This window comes from Tsukamurella pseudospumae (assembly GCF_001575195.1).
GTDB classification, from domain to species: domain Bacteria; phylum Actinomycetota; class Actinomycetes; order Mycobacteriales; family Mycobacteriaceae; genus Tsukamurella; species Tsukamurella pseudospumae.
Window position 1 is genome coordinate 534,245 of record NZ_LSRF01000058.1, and the last position, 22,923, is coordinate 557,167.

28 protein-coding genes are annotated in these 22,923 nt (G+C 71.1%); 15 read left to right on the top strand and 13 right to left on the bottom strand.

Annotated elements, in window-relative coordinates; all coding sequences use genetic code 11:
* Positions 1-3: 3 nt before the first annotated feature.
* The 3 genes from disA to AXK60_RS20940 are packed head-to-tail and all read right to left on the bottom strand — an operon-like array spanning position 4 to position 3,109.
* On the bottom strand, positions 4-1,092 hold the full coding sequence (gene disA / locus AXK60_RS20930) for a DNA integrity scanning diadenylate cyclase DisA (protein ID WP_068574128.1): 1,089 nt from the start codon (positions 1,090-1,092) through the stop codon (positions 4-6).
* Between the two features lie 9 nt (positions 1,093-1,101).
* The gene (radA, locus tag AXK60_RS20935; protein WP_068574130.1) at positions 1,102-2,502 is read right to left on the bottom strand and encodes a DNA repair protein RadA; all 1,401 of its coding nucleotides are present in this window, start codon (positions 2,500-2,502) and stop codon (positions 1,102-1,104) included.
* A gap of 7 nt (positions 2,503-2,509) precedes the next feature.
* Positions 2,510-3,109, bottom strand: coding sequence for a copper chaperone PCu(A)C domain-containing protein (locus AXK60_RS20940; RefSeq protein ID WP_068574132.1), 600 nt, complete (start codon positions 3,107-3,109; stop codon positions 2,510-2,512).
* A gap of 249 nt (positions 3,110-3,358) precedes the next feature.
* On the opposite strand from AXK60_RS20940, the gene AXK60_RS20945 reads away from it, so the two are divergent.
* Genes AXK60_RS20945 through ispF form a run of 3 tightly spaced genes read left to right on the top strand, consistent with a single transcriptional unit; the run spans position 3,359 to position 4,979 of the window.
* Complete coding sequence (locus AXK60_RS20945; RefSeq protein WP_068574133.1) at positions 3,359-3,847, top strand: CarD family transcriptional regulator; 489 nt, start codon at positions 3,359-3,361, stop codon at positions 3,845-3,847.
* Positions 3,844-4,509, top strand: a complete 666-nt coding sequence (gene ispD, locus AXK60_RS20950) for a 2-C-methyl-D-erythritol 4-phosphate cytidylyltransferase (protein ID WP_068574135.1) — start codon at positions 3,844-3,846, stop codon at positions 4,507-4,509. Before AXK60_RS20945 ends, ispD begins: the two co-directional genes overlap by 4 nt.
* A gap of 2 nt (positions 4,510-4,511) precedes the next feature.
* On the top strand, positions 4,512-4,979 hold the full coding sequence (gene ispF / locus AXK60_RS20955) for a 2-C-methyl-D-erythritol 2,4-cyclodiphosphate synthase (RefSeq protein ID WP_175400104.1): 468 nt from the start codon (positions 4,512-4,514) through the stop codon (positions 4,977-4,979).
* Positions 4,980-4,988: 9 nt separating this feature from the next.
* Here the strand turns inward: ispF and rarD are convergent, their stop codons facing one another.
* Positions 4,989-5,912, bottom strand: coding sequence for an EamA family transporter RarD (gene rarD, locus AXK60_RS20960; protein WP_231855523.1), 924 nt, complete (start codon positions 5,910-5,912; stop codon positions 4,989-4,991).
* An 86-nt stretch (positions 5,913-5,998) separates the two neighbouring features.
* On the opposite strand from rarD, the gene cysS reads away from it, so the two are divergent.
* From cysS to AXK60_RS20975, 3 genes are all read left to right on the top strand, one after another.
* Positions 5,999-7,399 (top strand): cysteine--tRNA ligase, encoded by a 1,401-nt coding sequence (gene cysS, locus AXK60_RS20965; protein WP_068574141.1) that lies wholly within the window; start codon positions 5,999-6,001, stop codon positions 7,397-7,399.
* Entirely contained in the window at positions 7,399-8,367 is a 969-nt protein-coding gene (rlmB, locus tag AXK60_RS20970) for a 23S rRNA (guanosine(2251)-2'-O)-methyltransferase RlmB (protein ID WP_068574143.1), read from the top strand. The genes cysS and rlmB overlap by 1 nt, the downstream gene beginning before the upstream one ends.
* A 68-nt stretch (positions 8,368-8,435) precedes the next feature.
* On the top strand, positions 8,436-9,017 hold the full coding sequence (locus AXK60_RS20975) for a TetR/AcrR family transcriptional regulator (protein WP_068574145.1): 582 nt from the start codon (positions 8,436-8,438) through the stop codon (positions 9,015-9,017).
* Between the two features lie 3 nt (positions 9,018-9,020).
* Here AXK60_RS20975 and AXK60_RS20980 read toward each other — a convergent pair whose 3' ends face one another.
* The 6 genes from AXK60_RS20980 to AXK60_RS21005 form a co-directional block, all read right to left on the bottom strand.
* Positions 9,021-9,779 carry a LamB/YcsF family protein gene (locus AXK60_RS20980; protein WP_068574147.1) on the bottom strand — a complete coding sequence of 253 codons (759 nt, stop codon included), beginning with the start codon at positions 9,777-9,779 and terminating at the stop codon, positions 9,021-9,023.
* The gene (locus AXK60_RS20985) at positions 9,776-10,675 is read right to left on the bottom strand and encodes a metal ABC transporter permease (protein WP_068574149.1); all 900 of its coding nucleotides are present in this window, start codon (positions 10,673-10,675) and stop codon (positions 9,776-9,778) included. The genes AXK60_RS20980 and AXK60_RS20985 overlap by 4 nt, the downstream gene beginning before the upstream one ends.
* On the bottom strand, positions 10,675-11,517 hold the full coding sequence (locus tag AXK60_RS20990) for a metal ABC transporter ATP-binding protein (protein WP_082778163.1): 843 nt from the start codon (positions 11,515-11,517) through the stop codon (positions 10,675-10,677). The genes AXK60_RS20985 and AXK60_RS20990 overlap by 1 nt, the downstream gene beginning before the upstream one ends.
* Positions 11,463-12,359, bottom strand: coding sequence for a metal ABC transporter solute-binding protein, Zn/Mn family (locus AXK60_RS20995; RefSeq protein ID WP_068574154.1), 897 nt, complete (start codon positions 12,357-12,359; stop codon positions 11,463-11,465). Before AXK60_RS20995 ends, AXK60_RS20990 begins: the two co-directional genes overlap by 55 nt.
* Before the next feature lie 89 nt (positions 12,360-12,448).
* Positions 12,449-13,162, bottom strand: a complete 714-nt coding sequence (locus AXK60_RS21000) for an SGNH/GDSL hydrolase family protein (RefSeq protein WP_068574156.1) — start codon at positions 13,160-13,162, stop codon at positions 12,449-12,451.
* Between the two features lie 2 nt (positions 13,163-13,164).
* Positions 13,165-13,587, bottom strand: a complete 423-nt coding sequence (locus AXK60_RS21005) for a nuclear transport factor 2 family protein (protein WP_068574158.1) — start codon at positions 13,585-13,587, stop codon at positions 13,165-13,167.
* 70 nt (positions 13,588-13,657) lie between these two features.
* On the opposite strand from AXK60_RS21005, the gene AXK60_RS21010 reads away from it, so the two are divergent.
* Positions 13,658-14,212, top strand: a complete 555-nt coding sequence (locus AXK60_RS21010; protein ID WP_068574160.1) for a PadR family transcriptional regulator — start codon at positions 13,658-13,660, stop codon at positions 14,210-14,212.
* Here the strand turns inward: AXK60_RS21010 and AXK60_RS21015 are convergent.
* Complete coding sequence (locus tag AXK60_RS21015) at positions 14,209-14,610, bottom strand: nuclear transport factor 2 family protein (RefSeq protein ID WP_068574162.1); 402 nt, start codon at positions 14,608-14,610, stop codon at positions 14,209-14,211. The genes AXK60_RS21010 and AXK60_RS21015 overlap by 4 nt on opposite strands.
* Before the next feature lie 12 nt (positions 14,611-14,622).
* The gene (locus AXK60_RS21020) at positions 14,623-15,594 is read right to left on the bottom strand and encodes a pirin family protein (RefSeq protein ID WP_068574164.1); all 972 of its coding nucleotides are present in this window, start codon (positions 15,592-15,594) and stop codon (positions 14,623-14,625) included.
* A gap of 102 nt (positions 15,595-15,696) precedes the next feature.
* On the opposite strand from AXK60_RS21020, the gene AXK60_RS21025 reads away from it, so the two are divergent.
* The 5 genes from AXK60_RS21025 to AXK60_RS21045 all read left to right on the top strand — a co-directional run bounded on the left by AXK60_RS21025 (position 15,697) and on the right by AXK60_RS21045 (position 19,483).
* Positions 15,697-16,032 carry a helix-turn-helix domain-containing protein gene (locus AXK60_RS21025; RefSeq protein WP_068575275.1) on the top strand — a complete coding sequence of 112 codons (336 nt, stop codon included), beginning with the start codon at positions 15,697-15,699 and terminating at the stop codon, positions 16,030-16,032.
* A 92-nt stretch (positions 16,033-16,124) separates the two neighbouring features.
* Positions 16,125-16,589, top strand: coding sequence for a DUF4190 domain-containing protein (locus AXK60_RS21030; RefSeq protein ID WP_068574166.1), 465 nt, complete (start codon positions 16,125-16,127; stop codon positions 16,587-16,589).
* Positions 16,590-16,742: 153 nt separating this feature from the next.
* Complete coding sequence (locus AXK60_RS21035) at positions 16,743-17,597, top strand: alpha/beta fold hydrolase (RefSeq protein WP_068574168.1); 855 nt, start codon at positions 16,743-16,745, stop codon at positions 17,595-17,597.
* 24 nt (positions 17,598-17,621) lie between these two features.
* On the top strand, positions 17,622-18,938 hold the full coding sequence (mshA, locus tag AXK60_RS21040) for a D-inositol-3-phosphate glycosyltransferase (RefSeq protein WP_068574170.1): 1,317 nt from the start codon (positions 17,622-17,624) through the stop codon (positions 18,936-18,938).
* A gap of 2 nt (positions 18,939-18,940) precedes the next feature.
* Positions 18,941-19,483, top strand: a complete 543-nt coding sequence (locus AXK60_RS21045; protein WP_068745542.1) for a type III secretion system chaperone family protein — start codon at positions 18,941-18,943, stop codon at positions 19,481-19,483.
* On the opposite strand, the gene AXK60_RS21050 is transcribed toward AXK60_RS21045, so the two are convergent.
* Positions 19,395-20,897 (bottom strand): MFS transporter, encoded by a 1,503-nt coding sequence (locus tag AXK60_RS21050; RefSeq protein ID WP_068574175.1) that lies wholly within the window; start codon positions 20,895-20,897, stop codon positions 19,395-19,397. The two genes, AXK60_RS21045 and AXK60_RS21050, sit on opposite strands and share 89 nt — an antisense overlap.
* Before the next feature lie 96 nt (positions 20,898-20,993).
* On the opposite strand from AXK60_RS21050, the gene AXK60_RS21055 reads away from it, so the two are divergent.
* The 3 genes from AXK60_RS21055 to nagB all read left to right on the top strand — a co-directional run bounded on the left by AXK60_RS21055 (position 20,994) and on the right by nagB (position 22,923).
* A complete protein-coding gene (locus AXK60_RS21055) occupies positions 20,994-21,581 on the top strand; it encodes a hypothetical protein (RefSeq protein ID WP_068574177.1) in 588 nt (195 codons plus the stop codon).
* Complete coding sequence (locus AXK60_RS21060; RefSeq protein ID WP_068574179.1) at positions 21,578-22,078, top strand: hypothetical protein; 501 nt, start codon at positions 21,578-21,580, stop codon at positions 22,076-22,078. Before AXK60_RS21055 ends, AXK60_RS21060 begins: the two co-directional genes overlap by 4 nt.
* A 65-nt stretch (positions 22,079-22,143) precedes the next feature.
* Positions 22,144-22,923 carry a glucosamine-6-phosphate deaminase gene (gene nagB, locus AXK60_RS21065; RefSeq protein ID WP_068574181.1) on the top strand — a complete coding sequence of 260 codons (780 nt, stop codon included), beginning with the start codon at positions 22,144-22,146 and terminating at the stop codon, positions 22,921-22,923.

Genomic DNA, 22,923 nt, shown 5'->3' on the forward strand with positions numbered 1-22,923 from the left:
CCCCTAGAACCGCTCGACCGAGGCCTCGGCGAGGCGGGAGAGGCCCTCGCGGGCCTGCCGCGCACCGTCGGACCCGATGCCGGGGACGGCCTGCAGGTCCGCAGCGGAGGCGGCGAGCAGCGTCTGCAGGGAGCCGAAGGTGCCGACCAGCGACTCGACCTGCGCGGCGCGCAGCCGCGGCACCGAGCCGAGCAGGCGGAAGCCGCGCGGTGACACGGGTGCGTCCTGGGCCTCGACCGTGCCCGAGAAGCCCAGGGCCGCAGCGATCGTCGGCAGGTCCAGCAGGTCGGCATCGGTGAGGCCGTCCACGCGTGCAACGGCGTCGTCGACGGCCGCGTCGCCGCCGGGCAGGTAGTCGCGCAGCACGGGCTCGCGCAAGGACAGCGCGTCGCCGAGCAGGTCCTCCAGCTGCAGCACGATCTGCCGGCCCGAGGTGCCCAGCTCCAGCACGTGCTGCTCGATCTCGATCGCCAAGCGCCGCACCAGCTCCAGGCGCTGCACCACGTGCGAGACCTCGCGCACCGTCACGACGTCCTCGATCTCGGCGCGCGAGAGCTGCGCCAGGACCTCGTCGAGGCGGTGCGCGTACCGCTCGAGGGTCGCGATCGCGAGGTTGGCGCGGGAGAGGATGGGCGCGGCGTCGTCGACGAGGTGCCGGACGCCGCCCACGTAGGCGTGCACGATCGACATCGACGCGCTCACCGAGATCACGGGGTAGCCCGTCTGGATAGCGGCGCGCTCGGCCGAGCGGTGCCGCGTGCCGGACTCCTGGGTGGGGATCGCCGGATCAGGCATGAGCTGGACATTGGCGCGGACGATGCGGGCGCCGTCGGTGGACAGCACCACGGCGCCGTCCATCTTCGCGAGCTCGCGGAGGCGGGTCGGCGCGAACTCGACGTCGAGGTGGAAGCCGCCGTCGCAGATCTTCTCCACGGCGTCGTCGTGGCCCAGCACGATGAGGGCGCCCGTGCGGCCTCGGAGGATCCGCTCGAGGCCGTCGCGGAGCGGGGTTCCGGGCGCCATCCGGATCACGGTGTCGCGCAGCGGCGCGTTCCCGGCGAACGCGTCGCCGCCGAGATTGGTGTGGTCCATGCCGTAAGGCTAACGCCCGCGCTTGCCCTCGGTCAGCGAGCCCAGCCGCAGGGCGTCGCCGACGGTGGCCGCCTCGCCGATGTGGATCCCGTCGACCTTCAGCTTCTGTCCGTCGGGCGAGGGCGGGACGATGGCGTGGGTGAAGCCCAGGCGGGCCGCCTCCGCGAGCCGGCGCTCGAGGCCGGTGACCCGGCGCACCTCGCCCGCGAGGCCCACCTCGCCGAGGACGACGGTGTTCGGGCGCAGGGCCTTCTCCACGGCGGCGGACGCCACGGCGAGGGCCAGCGCCAGGTCGGCGCCCGGCTCGGTGATCTTCATCCCGCCGACGGTCGCCGCGTAGACGTCCTTCTGCGGCAGGTTCTCGATGCCGCCGTGCCGGGCCAGGACGGCGAGGATCATGGCGACGCGGGCACCGTCGAGCCCGGAGACCGCGCGCCGCGGCGCGGGCAGGGGGGTGGGCGTCACGAGCGCCTGGAGCTCGCCGAGCATGGGCCGCTTGCCGTCGAGCCCGACGGTGACCGCGGTGCCGGCGGCGGCCTGGTCGCGGTGGTGCAGGAACAGGCCCGACGGGTCCGTGACCTCGACGATGCCCGACTCGCGCTGCTCGAAGCAGCCCACCTCGTCGGAGGCGCCGAACCGGTTCTTGATACCGCGGACCATGCGCAGCGTGGAGTGTTTGTCGCCCTCGAAGCTGAGCACGACGTCCACGAGGTGCTCCAGCGAGCGCGGGCCGGCGACGGCGCCGTCCTTGGTGACGTGGCCGACGAGGATCACCGCGATCCCGGAGGCCTTGGCGAGCGAGGTCAGCGTGGCCGTGATCGCGCGGACCTGCGTGACGCCGCCGTGGACGCCGTCGACGCCCGAGGCGGAGAGGGTCTGCACGGAGTCGACCACCATGAGGGTGGGGGAGATCTGCTCGACGTGGCCGAGCACCGTCCCGAGATCGGACTCCGCCGCGAGGTACAGCCGATCGTCCAGCGCCCCAGTGCGTTCCGCGCGCAGCCGGACCTGTCCCGCGGACTCCTCGCCCGTGACGTACAGAGACTTCCCGCGGCCCGTCGTGGCCCAGCGGTGCACGACCTCGAGCAGCAGGGTGGACTTGCCGACGCCGGGCTCGCCGGCCAACAGGATCACCGAACCGGGGACGATGCCGCCGCCGAGCACGCGGTCGAGCTCGCCGATGCCCACCGGCAGCGCACGGGTCGAATGAGGGTCGATCTTCGTGATCGGGACCGCGCGCGTCGTGGGGAGCGTCAGCCCGATGTTGGCCGCGGGTCCGGAGCCGGCGGCGCGGGTGACCGCGCCCTCCTCCATCGTGGACCAGGCGCCGCACGACGGGCAGCGACCGACCCATTTGGCCACAGTGTGGCCGCACTCGGTGCAGGTGTACTGCACCTTGGCTTTTGCCATGGACGGCCTAGTGGCCGGAGCCCTCGCCCGAGCCGTGCTCGCCGCCGTGCTCTCCGCCGGTGACGGTGATGCCCGCGGCGCTGGCCGACGCGGCGCCCGCGTCGATCGGGACGTCGATCGGCAGGGAGCCGGCCTTCTCGAGGTGGAACCAGAGCTTGCTGGTCAGGCCGGGGCGCCAGGTGCTGTCGACCGGGACGGTGACGGTGAGGCGCGTGATGCCCGCGGCCTTGCTGTTGCTGCCCGCGGGCGCGGTGCCGTAGAGCGAGCCGCCGGCGGTGAGGGTGGTGTCACCACTGATGGTCGCGGCGCGGCCCTTCTCGTCGGTGATGCTCTTGAGCTTGTCGCCCTGCTGCGGGTTCAGGTTCGTCAGGACGAAGGCGAGCTTGCCCTGGCTGCCCGACACCGGGTACAGCACGTGCACGTCGGTGAGCGTGATCTTCTGGTCCACGAAGGTCTGGTTGGCGCCGTTGATCGCGGCGACCTGGTTGGCGGTCTGCGAGATCTGGCCGGCACCGCACGCGGACACCGAGAGCAGGGCGCCGGTGGCGAGCAGGGCGCCGGCGACGGCGGTGGCGGTGCGGCGGGTCGAGACGGTGCGTGCGGACACGGTTCCTCCAGTTTCCATCCCCGTGCGCGGCGACACCCGCGTGCGGACGATGCTGAGTATGTCACCACGCAGCGTAGTAGAAGGCGCATCCGGCCGCGTCGGCGGGCGTGGTCCAGGGTTGGCGATCACCCCGTTGATCAGCCCAGGGTTCCCTTGTCAAGCCCGGTATGAGTCCTGACCTGCGACGTTGCCGAGCAGCCCCATTCGGCCCCGTGTTATCCTGGTCATATCGAAAGGGGCAAGGATCAGATGATTTTCAAGGTCGGAGACACCGTTGTCTACCCCCATCACGGTGCCGCACTGATCGAAGCTATCGAGATCAAGACTGTCGGTGGACGTGAGCGCGAGTACCTCGTGCTCAAGGTCGCACAGGGTGATCTGACGGTCAAGGTTCCCGCGGAGAACGCCGAGGTCGTCGGTGTTCGTGACGTGGTCGGTCAGGAGGGTCTGGACAAGGTCTTCCAGGTCCTGCGCGCGCCCCACACCGAGGAGCCCACGAACTGGTCGCGCCGGTACAAGGCGAACCTCGAGAAGCTGGCATCGGGCGATGTGAACAAGGTGGCCGAGGTCGTCCGCGACCTGTGGCGTCGTGAGCAGGATCGCGGGCTGTCGGCCGGCGAGAAGCGCATGCTGACCAAGGCCCGCCAGATCCTGGTGGGCGAGCTCGCGCTCGCGGAGTCCACCAACGACGAGAAGGCAGCCCTGCTGCTGGACGAGGTGCTGGCGGCCGCGTCCTGACCGTCGTTGCACTGGTCCCCGCCGCTGGGCAGGGGACGCGCCTGGGGCTGAACATCCCCAAGGCGTTCGTGGAGCTTCAAGGCCGTTCACTGCTCACCTGGGCGGTGGACGGCCTTTTCGCGTCCGGGACGGTCGACGAGGTCGTCGTCATGGTCCCGCAGGACATGGTCGACGGTGCGCGGTCCCTCGTCCCGCGGGCGCGGGTCGTCGTGGGCGGCGCGGAGCGCACCGATTCGGTGCGGGCCGGCCTGGCCGTCGCGGGCGCGGCCGACACGGTCCTGGTGCACGACGCGGCCCGGCCGCTGACGCCGCCCGCGATGATCGTGCGGGTGGTCGACGCGGTGCGCGCCGGCGCCTCCGCCGTCATTCCCGTGCTGCCGGTCGTGGACACCGTCAAACGGGTCGATGCCGACGGGGCCGTGCTCGGCACCGTCGACCGGGCGGACCTGCGCGCCGTGCAGACGCCCCAGGGTTTCGCCGCCGCCGCGCTGCTCGCGGCCTACGAAGCCGCGCCCGGTGCACTGGCCACCGACGACGCGGGTCTCGTCGAGCGGGCGGGCGGCAGCGTCGTCACCGTCGCCGGGGATCCCCTGGCGATGAAGATCACCACCGCCTTCGACCTGCGGATCGCGCAGGCCCTGGCCATCGAGGAGTTCGCATGATCGTGCCGCGGGTCGGGATCGGGACCGACGTCCATCCGTTCGAGGCGGGCCGTCCGTGCTGGATGCTCGGGCTGCGGTTCGACGGTGACGGTTGCTCGGGTCACTCCGACGGCGACGTCGCGGTGCACGCGCTGTGCGATGCGCTGCTCTCGGCGGGCGGCCTCGGTGACCTGGGCACCGTCTTCGGGGTGGGGCGGTCGGACAACGTCGGGATCACGGGTGCGTCGATGCTCACACACGTGCGTTCGCTGCTCACCGATGCGGGCTTCACGGTCGGGAACGCCGCGGTGCAGCTGATCGGGAACCGGCCCAAGGTCGGTCCGCGGCGGGCGGAGGCGCAGGAGGTCCTGAGCGGCCTGCTCGGCGCGCCGGTCTCCGTGTCCGCCACCACGACCGACGGCCTCGGCCTCACCGGCCGCGGCGAGGGAGTCGCCGCGATGGCGACGGCCCTGGTCTACGCCGCGGGCTGACCCCGGAAGCTACTCCGAGAGCCGGCCGGCCCGAGCGCGACGCAGCGTCACCACGGTGTCGGCCGTGAGCAGGATCAGGGCGATCCAGACGATGCCGAATCCGATCCACCGCGCGGTCGAGACGTGCTCGCCGAGGAACAGCACCGCGCACAGCAACTGCATGACGGGCGTCGCGAACTGGATCAGGCCGACGGTCACCAGCGGAATCCGGCGCGCGGCCGCCGCGAACAGGAGGAGCGGGACCGCGGTCGCCACGCCCGACAGGACCAGCAGCGTGGTGTGCACGCCGCCATGTCTACCGAAGTCGAGCCCGCCGCCCCAGGTCGCGATGACAGCCAGCGCGATCGCGGCGAGCGGCGCCAGGATCGCGGTTTCGAGCGTGAGCCCGTGCAGCGCACTCAGGTGTGCGCCGACCTTGTTCTTGAGCAGCCCGTACATCCCGAACGAGAAGGCCAGCGCCAGCGAGGTCCACGGGAAGCGCCCGCCCGCGACCGCCAGGAAGACGCCCGCGAGCACCCCGATTCCGACCGCGGCCCACTGCAGCGGCCGCAGCCGTTCGCCGAGCACGACGACGCCGAGTGCGACGGTGACCAGCGGGTTCAGGAAGTAGCCGAGAGCGGCGTCGGACGTGTGACCCGAGGTGACCGCGGCGATGTAGACGACCCAGTTGGTCGCGATGAGCAGCGCCGCGATCCCCACACCGGCGATCAGCCGGTACTGCCCGCGGAGTCCGCGGATCCAGCCGAAGTCCCGGATCACGGCGAGGACGATCACGCAGAGCAGCAGGCTCCACAGGATGCGATGGGCGAGGATCTCCCACGCGCCGGTGGGCCGCAGCGCGTCGAAGTAGAGCGGGAACAGGCCCCACAGCAGGTAGGCCGCGATGCCCATGGCGGTTCCGCGGCTGACCTCGGACGAACGACGATCGGGCACCGAGACATCCTACCTATTAGGTGGCGCAACGACGAAGTGACTGACCTGCGGAGGGTGTTCGGGACCGACCCGTAGAATCAACGGTCGTGACGCTGCGCCTTTACGACTCCCTGACCCGCGAGGTCCGTGACTTCGTGCCCCTCATCGAGGGCAAGGCGGGCATCTATCTCTGCGGCGCGACGGTGCAGGGCGTCCCGCACATCGGCCACATCCGCAGCGGCGTGGCCTTCGACGTGCTGCGTCGCTGGCTGCTCGCCAACGGCACGGACGTCTCCTTCGTGCGCAACGTGACCGACATCGATGACAAGATCCTGCGCAAGGCCGCCGAGGCGGGTCGCCCCTGGTGGGAGTGGGCCGCGACGCACGAGCGCGAGTTCACGAACGCCTACGACGCGCTGGGGGTGCTGCCCCCGTCCGCGGAGCCGCGGGCCACGGGCTTCATCACCCAGATGGTCACCTACATGGAGCGGATGATCGAGCGCGGCCACGCGTACGCGTCCGAGGGCGACGTGTACTTCAGCGTGCGCAGCCTGACGACCTACGGCGAGCTCAGCCGCCAGAAGGTCGACGACGTGCACCAGGGCGAGTCCGCGGCCACCGGCAAGCGCGATCCCCTGGACTTCACGCTGTGGAAGGCCGCGAAGCCGGGAGAGCCGAGCTGGCCGTCCCCGTGGGGCGACGGCCGCCCGGGCTGGCACCTGGAGTGCTCGGCGATGGCCACGAGCTACCTGGGCGCGCAGTTCGACATCCACTGCGGCGGTATCGACCTGATCTTCCCGCACCACGAGAACGAGATCGCGCAGGCCCACGGCGCTGGGGATCCGTTCGCGAACTACTGGCTGCACAACGGCTGGGTCACCATGTCCGGCGAGAAGATGAGCAAGAGTCTCGGCAACGTGGTGTCGATCCCGAACCTGCTCACGCAGGTCCGGGCGGTCGAGCTGCGCTACTACCTCGGTCAGGCGCACTACCGCTCGATGCAGGAGTACTCCGCCGGCGCGTTGCAGGAGGCCGTCACGGCGTACGGGCGGATCGAGTCGTTCGTGCAGCGCACCGTCGAGCGGGCTGGGGAGGTCGGGCTCGGGGTGTGGACCGCCGGTTTCGCGGCCGCGCTGGACGACGATCTCGGCGTACCGTCGGCGCTGGCGGAGGTGCACGGCGCCGTGCGTGCCGGGAACGCGGCGCTCGAGTCGGGGGACCTCGACGAGGCGCGGCGGATCGCCGGTTCGGTGCGGGCGATGACCTCGATCCTCGGCGTCGACCCGCTGGATCCGCACTGGGTCACGGAGAACGGCGGCGACGGTCAGGCGATGGACGCCCTCGGCGTGCTCGTCCAGGCCGAGCTCGAGCGGCGCGCGACCGCCCGGGCGGACAAGAACTGGGCCGAGGCCGACGCGTCGCGCGATCGGCTGCACGCCGCGGGCATCGAGGTCACCGACGGTGCCGACGGCTCGGCATGGACACTCACGAAGAAGGCGGGCAACTGATGGCAGGCAACTCGCAGCGCCGCGGCGCGGTCCGCAAGGCGGGCACCAAGAAGGGGCAGGTCCAGGGGTCGGGCGGCGTTCGGCGCCGCGGGCTCGAGGGGCGTGGGGCGACCCCCGCCGCGAAGGACCGTCCGTACCATCCCGCGCACAAGAAGGCGCGGGCCGCGGCGAAGGCCGCGACCACGCCGCAGCGACGGCCCAAGGTCGCGGGTCGCGCCGCCGACGACGGGCCCGAGTACGTCCTCGGCCGCAACCCCGTCGTCGAGTGCCTGCGCGCGGACGTCCCCGCGACGGCGCTGTACGTGGCGATCGGTGCGCAGAACGACGAGCGGCTCACCGAGTCGGTGCAGATCGCGGCCGACAAGGGCATCGCGATCCTCGAGGTGCAGCGCGGCGAGCTCGACCGGATGAGTGAGAACGGCCTGCACCAGGGCATCGCCCTCCAGGTGCCGCCGTACGTCTACGCGCACCCGGACGACCTGCTGGCCCGTGCGCAGGACCGCGGCGAGGCGCCGCTCATCGTCGCCCTGGACAACATCACCGACCCCCGCAACCTGGGCGCCGTGATCCGGTCGGCGGCCGCGTTCGGTGGGCACGGCGTGGTCATCCCGGGCCGACGGTCCGCCGCGGTCACCGCCGTCACCTGGCGCACGTCCGCGGGCGCCGCGGCGCGGCTGCCGGTGGCGCAGGCTCCGAATCTCAATCGCACGCTGGCGGATTACGCGGCGGCCGGCCTGCAGGTCGTCGGCCTGGACGCGGGTGGCGACGTGGACCTCGACGACTACCGGGCCGACACCGGCGTGGTCGTGGTGGTCGGATCCGAGGGCAAGGGCCTGTCGCGGCTGGTGCGCGAGAACTGCGACTCGATCCTGTCGATCCCCATCGCCTCGTCGGTGGAGTCGCTGAACGCGTCCGTCGCCGCCGGTGTGGTGCTCGCGGAGTTCGCGCGGCAGCGCCGCAATCAGTGATCCGTTGTTCGCTGCGTTGACCTGACAGTTTTGCTATGACGCACGGTCGTCTGCGCTAGTCTGCACGGATGACGTCGCTCGAGGAACGGCAGGAGAACCGTCGCCGGGCGATGCTGGACGAGGGCATCGCGCTGCTCGGCGGTGCGGGGGCGGGAGCGCTGGGGGTGCGTGCCGTGTGTCGGGCGACGGGCATCACGGAGCGCTACTTCTACGAGGCCTTCGGCACCCGGGACGGCTTCGCGCAGGCGGTGTTCGACGATGTCAGCGACCGCGCGCAGGAGGCGCTGGTGGGCGCGGTGCGCGGCGCGGCGAACCCTGCTGAGATGTCGACGGCGGCCGTCGCCGCGTTCGTCGAGCTGGTCATCGACAACCCAGACGCGGGCCGGGTGCTCCTGCTCGCGCCCTACCGCGAGGCCGCGTTGTCCGAGCGGGGGCTCGGTCGCATGCCGGACTTCTTCGCGGTGGTGGCCGGCGCGATGCCGAGTCACGTCGACGAGACCACCCGGCGACTCGTGTCGATCGGGCTCGTCGGCGCGCTGACCTCGTTGTTCACCGAGTACCTGTCCGGGCGGCTCGACGTCACGCGCGAGCAATTGGTCGCGCACTGCGTCCGCCTCGTCGCCACCGCCCCGACGCGGTTCATCGGCTGAGCGTCAGCGCGTGAACGGCGCGACCGCCACGCCGGCACCGTCGAGCACGGTCCGCAGGCGGCGCGCGACGGCGACCGCGGACGGGTTGTCGCCGTGCACGCACACGGAGTCGGGTGCGACCTCGACCTCGGTGCCGTCGATCGCTTCGACGGTGCCGTCGGCGACCATCCGCAGTACGCGCGCGGCGATCTCGTCGGGGTCGTGCAGGACGGAGCCCTCGCGGGAGCGGGGGACGAGCGCACCGTCGGGCAGGTAGGCGCGGTCGGCGAAGGCCTCGCGCACCGTGCGTAGCCCGGCCGCCTCCGCGCGGCGGAGGAACGCCGAGCCGGGGAGGCCGAGCACCGGGAGGTCGGGGGCGGCCGCGAGCACGCCCTCGACGACGGCCGCGGCCTGCGCCTCGTCCGTGACGATCCGGTTGTACAGCGCACCATGCGGTTTCACGTATCGGACGGTGCCGCCCACGCTCCGCGCGATCGCCTGCAGGGCGCCGATCTGGTAGATCACGTCGGCGGTGAGGTCCGCGCCGGGAACATCGACGGACCGGCGGCCGAAGCCGCGCAGGTCCGCGTACCCGACCTGCGCGCCGATCGCGACGCCGTGCTCGACGGCGAGCGAGCAGGTCTCACGGAGGATCGTCGGGTCGCCGGCGTGAAACCCGCAGGCGACGTTGGCCGAGGTCGCGACCTCCAGCAGGGCGGAGTCGTCGCCGAGCGTCCACGCGCCGTAGGACTCGCCGCAGTCGGCGTTGAGGTCGATCTTCACACCTTCGACGGTAGCGCGTGCCGGCAGTCGTGCGACTCCTCGACCGGCGCGACGGTGCCGCGTCGCCCGCGCTGCCCGAGCAGCCGGCAGACCATGTAGATGAGGAACGAGATGGTGGTGACGAACACCGACACCGGCAGCGCGGGGGCGAGGGAGAGGATGATGCCGCCCACGGCGGAGACCAGCGCGAAGATCAGCGAGAGCACCGTCGCCTTGCCGGGCGAGCTGGTGACCCGCGCGGCGGCCGCGGCGGGCGTGATGAGGAGGCTCATCACGAGCAGCGCGCCCACGATCTGCACGCCCTGCGCGGCCGCTGCGCCCACGAGCATCGCGAACACCACCGACAGCGTCTTCACCGGAACGCCGTGCGCGGCGGCCACGTCGGGGTCGGTCGACATGAACAGCAGCGGCCGGTAGATCACCGCGAGGATCACGAGCACCACGACCGTGGTGATCGCCATGAGCGTGACCCCGGAGAGCCCGACCGCCACGACCTGGCCGGTGAGCAGCGCGAACGCCGTGCCCTGCCGACCGTCGTGCAGGGCCAGGAACAGTACGGACAGGCCCAGCCCGAAGGCCATGATCACGCCGATCACCGAGTCGCGCTCGCGCGCGTACACCCCGAGCAGCCCGAACAGCAGCCCCGCCACCAGCGAGCCGAGCAGCGCGCCCGCGCCCACGCTCCACCCCATGAGCAGGGCGAACGCCGCGCCGGTCAGCGACAGCTCGGACGTGCCGTGCACGCTGAAGGCCATCTGCCGCGACACGATGAGCGGACCGAGCACGCCGGCCAACACGCCCAGCAGCGCTGCCGCGAGCAGCGCCCACAGCACGAAGGGCTGCTGCAGCAGTTCCCAGGTCAGGGACAGGTTCCCGAATTCGCGGAGGTGGTCCATCAGTGTTCCCCTCCCACCACGACCAGCCGGTCACGCACGTGCAGCACGTCGACGGGCGTGCGGTAGAGCCGCGAGAGCCGCTCGGAGGTCATCACCTCGGCGGTCGGCCCCACCTCGAACCGGCCGTCCACCAGGTAGAGCACGCGGTCGCAGTAGGGGAGCACGGGATTGATCTCGTGGGTCACGAACAGCACCGCGGTGTCGTGCTCGCGCCGGCGGCGCTCGATGAGCGAGACGGCGAGCTGCTGGTTGCCCGGGTCCAGCGAGAGCAGCGGCTCGTCGCAGAGCAGGATCGTCGGATCCGAGGCCAGTGCCTGCGCGACCCGCAGTCGCTGCTGCTCGCCGCCGGACAGCGAGCCCAGCGGGGCCTCGGCGAAGGCCGCCGCGTCGACCTGCTCGAGGGCGGCGTCGACGGCGGACCGTCGGGCCTTACGGTTCCGCAGGCCGAGGCCCCAGGCGGCACCGTCGAAGCCGAGGCCGACCAGGTCGCGCCCGCGCAGGGGCACGGACGCGTCGAGGGCGCGTTGCTGGGGGATGTACCCGATCCGCCCGTTGACCTGCACTGTCCCGGACGACAGGTGGGTCTGCCCGAGCAGGATGCGCAGCAGCGAGGTCTTCCCGGCGCCGTTCGGGCCGAGTACGGCGATGAACTCGCCGGGCTCGATGTCGAGGTCCAGTCCGTCCCACAGGACGCGGTCCGGGTAGCGCAGGGCTGCGTCGCGCAGGCTGATGACGGGGCCCTTGCCCGACGGTGCGCCGCCCTCGGACCGGGTGCCCGACGGTGCGCTCACGGGCGCGGCGCGAGCGCGTCGGACAGGCTCTTGACGTTGGCCGCCTGCCATGCGACGTAGTCGTCGACGCCTACCGGCAGCGACTCGGTGACCTTGACGACGGGCACGCCCGCGGTCTCGGCGGCCTTCGCCAGGGCGGTGGTGACGGGGCTCTCGGTCTGCGCGTTGAGGACCACGGCGCGCACCTGCTTGCCGGTGACCAGCGCGTTCGCGGCGGCGATGTCGGCGGGCGCGGGGTCGGTGCCGGACTCGATGGCCGCTGTGTAGCGGGCGGGGGCCACGTCGGTGAGGCCGGAGAGCGTGAGCAGATAGCCGGCCACGGGCTCGGTCGCGGCGATCTTCGCGCCCGGGTTGGCGTGGCCGATCGCGCGGGCCTGCGCGATCACGGCGTCCAGCTTGGTCGAGAAGGCCTTGGCGCGGCTCTCGTAGCCCTCGCGGTGCGCGGAGTCCTTGTCGGACAGCGCTTTCGCGACGGCGCCGGCGACCTTCTGCATGGTCGGCAGGTCGTAGAAGACGTGCTCGTTATCGCCCTTGGGGGCGTGGAGCGCGACGGCGTCGACCTTCGCCGCGGACGCACCCTCGGCGGCCTTCTCCATGTACGCGTCGTAGTGGCCGCCGTTGTAGACGAGTACCGCCGCCTTCTTGACCTTGAGCGTGTCCTGCGCGGAGGGCTCGAACTCGTGCGGGTCCCCGGTCGGGTTGGTGAACAGCGACGTCACCGACGCGTCGTCGCCCGCGACGGCCTTGGCGACGGCTCCGTAGACGTCCGTGGACGCGACGATCGCCGGCTTGCCGTCGCCGGACTCCGACGCTGCGGTTCCGCACGCGGTGAGCGCCAGCGCGGCGACGGCGGTGGCGCCGACGACCTGGGCGAGACGATGGCGGATGCGCACGGGGGAACTCCTGACGACAACAATGGGAATCGTTGTCGTTAGATTAGCCGCGGGCCTGTTGCGCTGTCGAATAGTCGAACCCGCATGGATCAGCCCGGCTGGGCCGTCGGCAGGCTCCCCGAGCGGCTGATCAGCACGGCCGCGCACTGCTCGGCGAACGCCGCGTGGGCGAGGGCGGACGGGTGGAAGCCGTCGGCCCCGAACATCCCCGCCGCGTCGGGGATCGCGCAGGGGACGTGGGCGACGCGCGGCCGTTCGGCGGCGAGCTGCTGGGCGTCGGCGTCGAAGCCGTGGGCGCGGCCGGCGAGGGCGGCGGCCAGTTCCGGTGGCAGTGCGGGGAACTCGGTGAGCGGCGGCATTCCCAGCAGGAGGACCTGCGCGCGCGGCGCGGCGGCGAGCGCAGCGTCGAGGGCGGCCGCGAGCTCTCGTCGCCAGCGCGCCCGGCGGTGCAGGTTCTTCACGTCGTTCACGCCGAGCGAGATGAGCACCACGTCGGGATCGCCCAGGTCGGCGACCTGTGTCGGCACGTCGCCCGCGGTCGCGCCGGACCGCGCACGCACGTCCCACTCGGCACCGCCGTCGCCGGCGAGAACCGCGGCGAGCCGCCCGGACAGGGTGTCCCGGTGGTCCTCGACGCCCACCCCGGCGAGCACGCTGTCGCCGAGCGCGACGATCCGCGCACCGTCGGGCCGCCCGACGGTGCCCGACCCCGTGACCGTGCCCGTGCGCCCCGCGGCCTCGGGGAGGCGGGGCGTGTCCCGCTTGACCCGTAGCGCCTGCCGGACCAGGGTGAGCGGACGCACCGTCAGGCCTCGGAGCCGGCTGCGACGGCCTCGGCCTGCGCGGCGGCGACGGCCTCCTCGGAGATGGTGCCGAACTGCGCGCCCATCGCGGCGGAGAGGGCCTGGGCGGCGGACAGCGGCCGGACCATCACCATGAAGTCGTCGATCTTGCCCGCGTCGTTGACGTGGATGAAGTCGCAGCCCGTGATCTTCTTGCCGTCGACCATCGCCTCGAAGATCAGGGCGTGATCGTCACCGTCGTTGATCTCGCGCAGGTAGTGGAAGTCCTCGAAGACACGGAGCACGCCGCGCAGGATCGCGGCGGTGATGTGCCGGCCCTTGTAGGGCTTGAAGGCGACGGGGCTGGTGAAGGTCACGTCGTCGGCGAGCAGGCCGTCGAAGGCCTCGCCGTTGCGGGCCTCGACGGCGGCGCGGAACTCTCGCATGCTGACTCCTTAGTGAACTAGTTGAGTAGGTATCGCCAGCATAGTCAACTAGTTGACTAGAATGGAAGACATGGCGCTGCGGCATGCGATCGAATCCACGCTCCTCGTGATGGGCGAGGCCTCGGGGTACGACCTGTCCAAGGAGTTCGACGGTGCCCGCGCCACCTTCTGGGTGGCCACGCCGCAGCAGCTCTACCGCGAGCTCGATCGGATGGAGGCCGACGGGGTGATCGTCGCGCGGACCGTCGAGCAGGAGAAGCGGCCGAACAAGCGGGTCTTCCGGCTCACCGACGACGGGTGCGCGGAGCTCTCGGCGTTCACCCGGACCGCCCCGCGTGCGGTGGCGATCCGGGACGAGCTGATGGTCATGGTGCAGGCGGTCGAGGTCGGGGATCCGGCTGCGGTGTGCGATGCCGTGCGCGCCTTCCGGGACGCCGCGTCCGCGAAGCTCGCGTACTACGAGCGGCTCGAGCGCACCTGGCTGGGCGAACGCCGTCGCGAGGAGTTGCTCGCCGACCGGCATCTCGGCGGGCCGTACCTCACGCTGTTGAGGGGGCTGAGCTTCGAGCGGGAGAACATCGATTGGGCCGAGCTGGCGCTGCCGGTGCTGGAGGCGCGAGGCTAGCGGCCGGCCTCCTCGGCCTCCTTGACGATCCGCCCGAACTGCGCGCCCATCGCCTCGTTGAGCGCCTGCACGCCGGACAGCGGCCGGACCATGACGGTGAAGTCGTCGATCCGGCCGTCGTCGTCGAGGTGCAGGATGTCGCAGCCCTGCACCGCCTTCCCCTTCATCGTGGTGGTGAAGACGAGAGTGTGGTCGCGTCCGTCCGCGCTGCTGATGACGCGCTCGTAGCGGAAGTCCGGGCCCATCACGCGACGCGCGGCGCGCAGGATCGCGGCCACCGTCGGCTTGCCCTCGTACGGCGTGATCGCGATGGGGCTGTGGAACACCACGTTCTCGGCCAGTGTGCGTTCGACGGCCTCGTCGTCCTTGGCCTCGACCGCGTCGCGGAACTCCTGCATGGCGCGAGGCTACTACCGCACGACGTGCGGCATCAGTGCGTCGGGCGGGATGATGCCGAACTTGCCGGCGTTGTAGTCCTCGAGCGCCTGCATCAGCTCGGCCTTGGTGTTCATCACGAACGGGCCGTACTGCGCGACGGGCTCGCGGATCGGCCGACCGCCGAGGATCAACACCTCCATCGCCGGACGGTTCGAGTCCTGCGACTCGTCCGCCGCCACGGTGATCCGGTCGCCGGGGCCGAGCTGCGCGAGCTGACCCTGGTGGATCGGGTGCCCCACGGGCCCGACGGTGCCGCGCCCGCTCAGTACGTAGACCAGCGCGTTGTAGTCGCGGTTCCACGGCAGCGAGGCCTCCGCGCCGGGCGCGATGGTCGCGTGCACGAAGTTGATCGGGGTGCGGGTGGAGCCGGGGCCGGCGTTCCCGTCGACCTCGCCCGCGACGATGCGGATCAGCGCGCCGCCGTCCGGGGTGGTCACGAGCGTGGTCTGGCCGCCCTCGAGGTTCTGGTAGGCGGGCGTCGTGAACTTCTCCTCGGCGGGCAGGTTCACCCACAGCTGGATGCCGTGGAAGGTGCCGCCGGATTCGACGAGCTCGGCGGGCGGGGTCTCGATGTGCAGGATGCCGGAGCCGGCGGTCATCCACTGGGTGGCGCCGTCCTGGATCAGTCCGCCGCCGCCGTGGCTGTCCTGGTGCTGGAACAGGCCGTCGATCATGTAGGTGACGGTCTCGAAGCCGCGGTGCGGGTGCCAATTGGTGCCCTTGGGCTCGCCGGGCTCGTACTCGACCTCACCCATCTGATCCATGTGGATGAACGGGTCGAGATCGCGCGGGTGGACTCCCGCGAAGGCGCGGACCACGGGGAATCCCTCGCCCTCGTGGCCGCGGGGCCCGGTCGTGATCTTCCGGACGGGGCGTTCGGTGTCCGACGGTGCCGCCGCGGCGATGCGCGGCAGGGTCAGGGTGTCTGCGGTGACGGCGGGCATGACGTCCTCCTCGGGACTGGCTGGTGAAGCTGACACTACCATTAACCGGACCGTGGTCCGATTGATTCCGCGATGCTGGAACGGCGCGACGAGAGGTGCGTGATGGCTCGTAGTTGGCAGGACATTCGCGCGGAGGCCGTGCAGTCGGGCAAGGTCGACGAGGTTCGCGTGGCAGCGGCGCGCCGCCACGTCGAGCGGGCCCAGGCGGTCCACAAACTCGCCGAGCTGCGCAAGGAACTCGGCATGCTCAGGCAGGTCGAGATCGCCGAGGTCATGGGCGTGTCGCAGGCCCGCGTCTCGAAGATCGAGCGCGGTGACCTAGGCCGCACCGAACTCGGCACCCTGCAGGCGTACGTCGCCGCCCTCGGCGGGGAGCTACGGGTCTCCGTCGAACTCGGCGATGGCGAGAGCATCGTGTTGGAGCAGGAACCCGCGTAGCGGTTCGGGGATTAGCCTGATCCGCGTCAGATGGGCGCTGTAGTCCGATCGGGGGACAGACAATCCGTGCGCGACGATTGACACTGCGTGGTGTGACCGAATCCGTATCGCCGCACGGGGACAACCGGCCGCCTCAGCCTTTCCCGCCCACGCAGCCGGGCCCTCCCGGTCAGTACCAGTGGGTCCCCGTCGCTCCGCCCCGCACGACGAACGTTCTGGCAGTCGTCGCCTTCGTCCTCTCCTTGGTGCTGCCGATTCTGCCGTTCGTCACGGTGCCGATGGCACATGTCGCACGCAAGCAGATCCGCGAGCGAGAAGAAGGTGGCGACGCCTTCGCCGTGATCGCACTGGTCCTCGCCTATCCGCTCTTCTGTGCGCTCATGCTGGCGCTGACCTTCATTGTCGGAAGGATCATCCCGCTGCCGTTCATGGCAATGGGCGCCCCTGACGTGGTGCTTGTTGCTGTTTGGGTCGTGGCCACGGTGGGACTGCTGGCGGCAGAGATTTGGCTCTGGGTGCGATGGGTGAAGCGTCTGCGCCCGGACGCCGACCGCTGACATGTCTGATCCGCGCGCACTCGGATTATGGCCGACATGGACAGCGCGTCCGGTTTGGACAGAATCCGAGTGTCCGCGAGAAGTGGCACCCCGTCGATGCGATGTTCCGGGCCCTGCGGGCCCGATCGGAGCCGCGGCGATAGCCTCGATCCCGTGACTCGTTCTGTGGGATTGGCCGTCTCGTACGACGGCACGGAGATCTACTACACCGACTACGCGGAGGGTGCGGAACCGGCGAAGCCGGCGTTCCTGCTGGTCCACGGCTGGTCGGCCAGCTCGGACTCGTGGGGCGCGGCATTCATCGGCGAGCTGACCGCCGCCGGACATCGCGTGGTCGCGGTGGACAACCGCGGCCACGGCCGCAGCTCGGTGCCCGATTCCGATCATCCTTACTCCACCGAACGCTTCGCCGACGACCTCGCCGTGGTCCGCCGCGACCTCGGCCTGGAGCAGGTCATCCCCGTCGGCTGGTCCTACGGCGGCCTGATCATCGCGGACCATCTCGCGACCCACGGCACCGACGGAGTGAAGGCCGTCGGTCTGATCGGCGCCATCACTTCCATCGGCGGCGCGAAGGAGACCGGGCCGTTCCCGGGCGGCGTCACCGGCGACTCCATGAACGCCGCACTCCCGGCCGCCCTGTCCGCGCACGCGGGCAAGGCCATCACCGCGCTCGCGAAGCTGAGGATGCTGCCGCACGGCTTCGACCAGGACGTCCTCGGCCCCGTCGCCCAGCAGCAGTTCGGCATCGCCCTGGCCACGCCCCCGGCCGTGCGCGGCGGGCTGTTCCGGCGCACCGTCGACCACGATGCGGACCTGGCGTCCTGGACCTTCCCCGTCCTGATCCAGCACGGAAAGGATGACGAGGTGGTGGCACCGTCGACCGCGGAGCACCACGCGAAGGTCCTGCCGAACGCGACCCTGTCCTGGTGGGACGGCGGCGGACACGCCCCGTTCGTGGTGGACCCGGCCCGCAGTGCCCGCGAGCTCCTCGGACTGGCGCGCTGATCGGGCGGGGTTAAGCTGGACGGCGTGCCTACTGGTAAGTCCGCGGCCGCCGTCACGCCGCGCCGGATCGCGGTGTTGTCGGTGCACACGTCGCCGCTGGCCCAGCCCGGCACGGGTGACGCCGGCGGGATGAACGTCTACATCTGGCAGACCTCCCTGGAGCTCGCGAAACGCGGCATCGAGGTGGAGATCTTCACGCGTGCCACGGCGTCGGCGGACCAGCCGATCGTCGAGGCCGCGCCCGGCATCCGAGTGCGCAACATCGTCGCCGGGCCCTTCGAGGGCCTGGACAAGACGGACCTGCCCGCGCAGCTGTGCGCCTTCGCCGCGGGCGTGCAGCGCGCCGAGGCCCGCGAGGAGCCCGGCTACTTCGACCTCATCCACTCGCACTACTGGCTCTCCGGCCAGGTTGGCTGGTTGGCCCGCGACCGCTGGGGCGTGCCGCTGGTGCACACCGCCCACACCCTGGCGGCGGTGAAGAACAACGCCCTCGCGATCGGGGATACCGCCGAGCCGCAGGCCCGCATCATCGGTGAGCAGCAGGTCTCCGACGAGGCCGACCGGCTGATCGTCAACACCGAGGTCGAGGCGGGCCAGCTCGCCGCGATCCACGACGTCCCGCAGAGCCGCATCGACGTGGTCTACCCCGGCGCCGACCTGAACACCTACACGCCAGGCGACGGCACCGCGGCCCGCCGCGAGCTCGGCATCGCCGACGACGAGATCGTGCTCACCTTCGTCGGCCGCATCCAGCCGCACAAGGCCCCCGACCTGCTGCTCCGTGCCGCCGCCCCGCTGATCCACGCGCATCCGGAGCGCCGGATCCGTGTCCTGGTGGTCGGCGGACCGTCGGGCACGGGGCTCGAGCGGCCCGACGCGCTGATCGCCCTCGCCCGGGAGCTCGGGATCGAGGACTCCGTGACCTTCGGCCCGCCGCGCCCGCCCGCCGGGCTGGCCGAGGTCTACCGCGCGTCCGACGTGGTCGTCGTCCCCAGCTACTCCGAGTCCTTCGGGCTCGTCGCCGTCGAGGCGCAGGCGTGCGGAACGCCCGTCGTGGCCGCGCGGGTGGGCGGGCTCCCGGTCGCCGTCGCCGACGGTGTCTCGGGTCGCCTCGTGGACGGACACGAGCCCGGGTCCTGGACGGCCGTCCTTGACGAGCTCACCGCGGATCCCGCACTGCGGCACAGGCTTTCCGACGGTGCTGCCGCCCACGCCCGGCAGTTCTCGTGGGCCCGCACGGCCGACGGACTGCTGGAGAGTTACGCCAAGGCGATCGATGCGCGGCGCGCTGCGACGCAGACGGTGCGCCGCAGGCGGCGCAGGGCAGGAGTGCGGGTATGACGATGACGCCGGAGCAGGTCGAGACGGCGCTCGACGACCGCGAACTCGACTTCGCCCGCCGCGAGGCGTCCGGCAGCGATCTGGCGCATTTCGTGATCGAGCTGCCCGGTGTCAAGAAGCTCAAGACCACGACGCTGCTCACGCTCGGGAAGCACGGCGCGCGGGTGGAGGCCTTCGTGTGCCGGCACGTCGATGAGAACTTCGAGGGCGTGTACCGCTATCTGCTGCAACGGAACCGGCGGCTGTACGGCGTCTCGTACACGCTCGACAACGCGGGCGACATCTACCTGACCGGCCGGTTCGCCGAGGTCACCGAGGACGAGCTCGACCGTGTCCTCGGTCAGGTCCTCGAGGCCGCCGACGGCGACTTCAACACCCTGCTCGAGCTGGGCTTCTCCACAGCGATCCGCCGCGAGTTCGACTGGCGGATGTCGCGCGGCGAACCGCTGTGGAACCTCAAGCCCTTCGAGCACATGCTTCCAGGTTTTCCTGAGTTCGAGCCGAATCCGTTGCCGGAGCGGAAGCCTCGGAAGAAGCGGGCGTAGCGGTCCGCGGGATCGCCATTGCGACCACCGCGGCGACGGCGGCCACGACGCCGGCGATGACGAACGTGCTGGTGAACGCCGACTCGGCGGGCAACTCGACGGCGTGCGGGGTGCCCGCGCCCAGCACGATCACCTCGCGCGTGAGCACGGTCGCCATCACGGCGGACGCCACAGCGGTGCCCATCGAGCGCATCAGCGAGTTCAGGCCGTTCGCGGCGGCGGACTCGGTCTCGGGGACGTTGCCCATGATCAGCGCAGGCATCGCCGAATAGGCCACGCCCACACCGCCGAACACGATCATCGAGCCGAGTGAGAGTTTCCACGTCGCGTCGGTCAGCCCGAGGAGTGCGAAGTACCCGGCCGCCGACATCGCGGCGCCGAGCGCGAGCGTCAGTCGCGCGCCGATCCGCTGCGTGAGCAGTGCGGACACGGGGGAGAGTGCCATCATCACCAGGCCGCCGGGCACCATCCACAGACCCGCGTTGAGCATCGTCAGGCCCAGACCGTAACCGGCGGCGCCGGGGATCTGGAGCAGCTGCGGCATGGTGAGCATGAGGGAGAACATCGCGAAACCCACCATGATCGAGGCGAGGTTGGTCAGCAGGATCGGGCGCCGCGCCGAGATCCGCAGGTCCACCAGGGATTCGCGGGTGCGCAGCTCCCACCATCCCCACGCCAGCAGCACGAGGACGCCGAAGACCGCGCAGCCGATCGTCGCCGCCGAGGTCCAGCCCCAGCTCTGCCCCTTGGTGATCGACAGCAGCACCGAGACCAGGCCCGCGCTGAGGCCGAGCGAGCCCACGACGTCGAACTTCCCGGGGTGCAGGTTCGGCGATTCCGGGACCACGACGTAGACGAGGCCCAGGGTGATCACGCCGAGCGCGAGCGAGAACCAGAACAGCGTGTGGTAGTCGAAGTGCTCGGAGATGTAGGCGCCGAACGGGATTCCGATCGCGCCGCCCACTCCGAGCATCGCCGACATGAGGGCGACCGCGCCGGGGATCTTGCGGGCGTGCAGCTCGTCGCGCATGAGGGAGATGCCCACGGGGACCAGGCCCATGGCGAAGCCCTGGAACGAGCGACCCACGACGGTGAGCAGCAGGGTGTGCGAGAGCGCGCAGATCAGCGAGCCGGCGATCAGGCTGAACAGGCTGGTGAGCAGGATCAGGCGCTTGCCGTACATGTCGCCGAGACGACCGGCGATCGGCATCGCCACCGAGGAGGCGAGCAGCGTGGACGTGATCACCCACGACGCGTTGTCCGAGGTCGTGTTCAGCAGGTGCGGCAGCCGGCCGACGAGCGGCACCACCAGCGACTGCATGAGGGAGGCGAGGAGGCCGCCGAGGCACAGGACGGCGATGAGGATGCCGTCCGACGGGGCCCCGGTACGGGTCCTGCGGAGCATGTCTGTCATGCCGCACGACGGTAGTTGCAGAATACAACTCGAGCAACCGGATGCGGCGAGCGTCACGTCCACCCGGGTGGGTGTGATCTGCACTAACGTGGAATCGTGAACTATCCGGATCCGGGCGAATCGCCCCAGCCGTACCAGCCCTATGTCGTGCCGCAGGCAGCCGTGCCGTCGAAGCCGCGGCCGGGCCGGACGGGCGTCTGGGTGGGGATCGGCCTGCTCATCGCGGCCGTGGTGGTGCCGATCGTCCTCGTCGTGACCTTGATCGTCCCCGCGTTCGGTGGTGATCGCGACGAGTTCTCCGCGGACGGTGCGCGGCACTCGCTGAGCCTCCCTGCCGGCGAGAAGTACGCCCTGTTCGTGCCGAGCTCCGGCGACGGATTCCTGCACGACGTGCCCTCGTGCGTCGTCGCCGCGACGGGCGGTCGACCGATCACGGTCCGGCGACCGTCGGGGGAGGTGTCGCTGAACGGCTGGCGGGTGTTCGGGACTTTCGACACGGGATCGGGCAAGGTCGACGTGACGTGCACAGCGCGGTCGTCCGACACCACCCTGCGGGTCGGGAAGTACCCCGAGATCGGGAAGGCCGTCGGCGGCATCTTCGGCGCGATCGGGGCGGCGGGTGTGCTCGGCGTCGCGGGGATCGTGCTGATCATCGTCACCGTCGTGCGCCGCTCGCGCCGGTGAGGCCGGCCACGCGGATCCGGCTCGGCCTCGGTCTGCTCCTCGCGGCGATCGTGGTGCCGATCGTCCTGATCCTCACGCTCACGCTGCCGCAGTTCCGCCTCGACGCGCACGTGGTCCCGCTCGACGGTGCGCCGCACACCGTCGAGCTCCCGTCCGGCGCCGAGTACGCGGTCCTCGCCGTGACGCGGGTGAAGGAGGGTGCGCCGTCGTGCCTGTTGACCGGGCCCGACGGTGCTCCGGTCCCCCTGCGGGAGGTGTCCGGCGCCGTGACCGTCGAGAACCGGATGGTGCTGCGCACCTTCGACACCGGCGGCGGTCGCATCACCGCGACGTGCGCGCCCGCACCCGGCTACACCGAGGTGGTGCTCGGCGAGCGGCCGGACATGCCGCGTCTGCTCGGCGGGATCTTCGGCGCCTTCGGCTTCGCGCTGCTGGCCGGCGTGCCCGCTGTGGTGCTGCTCGTCACCGGCCTCGCGGGGCGCCGTCGGGTTCCGTGATTTTGGTTATGACCAGTTTGGCTGAACTGCGGGTACGGAGCGTGATCGGGCTCTAGGATGGGCGCATGGAAATCGTGATCCGCCCGACCCCTGCCGACGTTGCCGTCACCGCCGCCGACATCGTGGCCGATCACGTGCAGCGTGGTCCGGCCGTGCTGGGGCTGGCCACCGGTTCCACGCCGCTCGCCACGTACCAGGAGCTCATCCGTCGCCACCAGGCCGGGGGGCTCAGCTTCTCCGGCTGCGTGTCCTTCAACCTCGACGAGTACGTCGGCCTGCCGAAGGGGCACCCGGAGAGCTACCGCGAGGTGATCCGCAAGGAGTTCACCTCGCACGTCGACATCCCGGACGCCAAGGTCGAGGGGCCGGACGGCACCGCTGCGGACATCGCGGCCGAGGCGAAGCGCTACGAGGATGCGATCAAGGCCGCCGGCGGCGTCGACGTGCAGCTGCTGGGCATCGGCACCGACGGGCACATCGGCTTCAACGAGCCCGTCTCCTCACTCGCGTCCCGCACCCGCATCAAGACGCTGACCACGCAGACCCGCGAGGACAACGCCCGGTTCTTCTCCTCGATCGACGAGGTGCCGATCCACGTGCTCACGCAGGGCTTGGGCACCATCTCGGAGGCCGAGCACCTGCTGCTCCTCGCCACGGGCGAGGGCAAGGCCGAGGCGATCGCCGCCACCGTCGAGGGGCCCGTCGCCGCGATCAATCCGGCCTCGGTCCTGCAGTTCCACCCGCACGTCACCGTCGTCATCGACGAGGCCGCCGCGTCGAAGCTGCGACTCAAGGACTACTACGTGCACGTCCTCGCCAACAAGCCGGCCGACCAGCCCTTCTGA

Excerpts from the sequence above, each read along its gene's own strand:
- AXK60_RS20985 (WP_068574149.1), bottom strand. The coding sequence starts at position 10,675 with ATGGACCACCTCCGCGAATTCGGGAACCTGTCCCTGACCTGGGAACTG.
- AXK60_RS21025 (WP_068575275.1), top strand. The coding sequence starts at position 15,697 with ATGGCTCGTAGTTGGCAGGACATTCGCGCGGAGGCCGTGCAGTCGGGC.
- AXK60_RS21015 (WP_068574162.1), bottom strand. The coding sequence starts at position 14,610 with ATGCAGGAGTTCCGCGACGCGGTCGAGGCCAAGGACGACGAGGCCGTC.
- disA (WP_068574128.1), bottom strand. The coding sequence starts at position 1,092 with ATGGACCACACCAATCTCGGCGGCGACGCGTTCGCCGGGAACGCGCCG.
- AXK60_RS20990 (WP_082778163.1), bottom strand. The coding sequence starts at position 11,517 with ATGGCAGGCGGCCAACGTCAAGAGCCTGTCCGACGCGCTCGCGCCGCG.
- radA (WP_068574130.1), bottom strand. The coding sequence starts at position 2,502 with ATGGCAAAAGCCAAGGTGCAGTACACCTGCACCGAGTGCGGCCACACT.
- rlmB (WP_068574143.1), top strand. The coding sequence starts at position 7,399 with ATGGCAGGCAACTCGCAGCGCCGCGGCGCGGTCCGCAAGGCGGGCACC.
- AXK60_RS21020 (WP_068574164.1), bottom strand. The coding sequence starts at position 15,594 with ATGCCCGCCGTCACCGCAGACACCCTGACCCTGCCGCGCATCGCCGCG.
- AXK60_RS20975 (WP_068574145.1), top strand. The coding sequence starts at position 8,436 with ATGACGTCGCTCGAGGAACGGCAGGAGAACCGTCGCCGGGCGATGCTG.
- AXK60_RS21045 (WP_068745542.1), top strand. The coding sequence starts at position 18,941 with ATGACGCCGGAGCAGGTCGAGACGGCGCTCGACGACCGCGAACTCGAC.
- AXK60_RS21010 (WP_068574160.1), top strand. The coding sequence starts at position 13,658 with ATGGCGCTGCGGCATGCGATCGAATCCACGCTCCTCGTGATGGGCGAG.
- AXK60_RS21050 (WP_068574175.1), bottom strand. The coding sequence starts at position 20,897 with ATGACAGACATGCTCCGCAGGACCCGTACCGGGGCCCCGTCGGACGGC.
- AXK60_RS21005 (WP_068574158.1), bottom strand. The coding sequence starts at position 13,587 with ATGCGAGAGTTCCGCGCCGCCGTCGAGGCCCGCAACGGCGAGGCCTTC.
- AXK60_RS20945 (WP_068574133.1), top strand. The coding sequence starts at position 3,359 with ATGATTTTCAAGGTCGGAGACACCGTTGTCTACCCCCATCACGGTGCC.
- nagB (WP_068574181.1), top strand. The coding sequence starts at position 22,144 with ATGGAAATCGTGATCCGCCCGACCCCTGCCGACGTTGCCGTCACCGCC.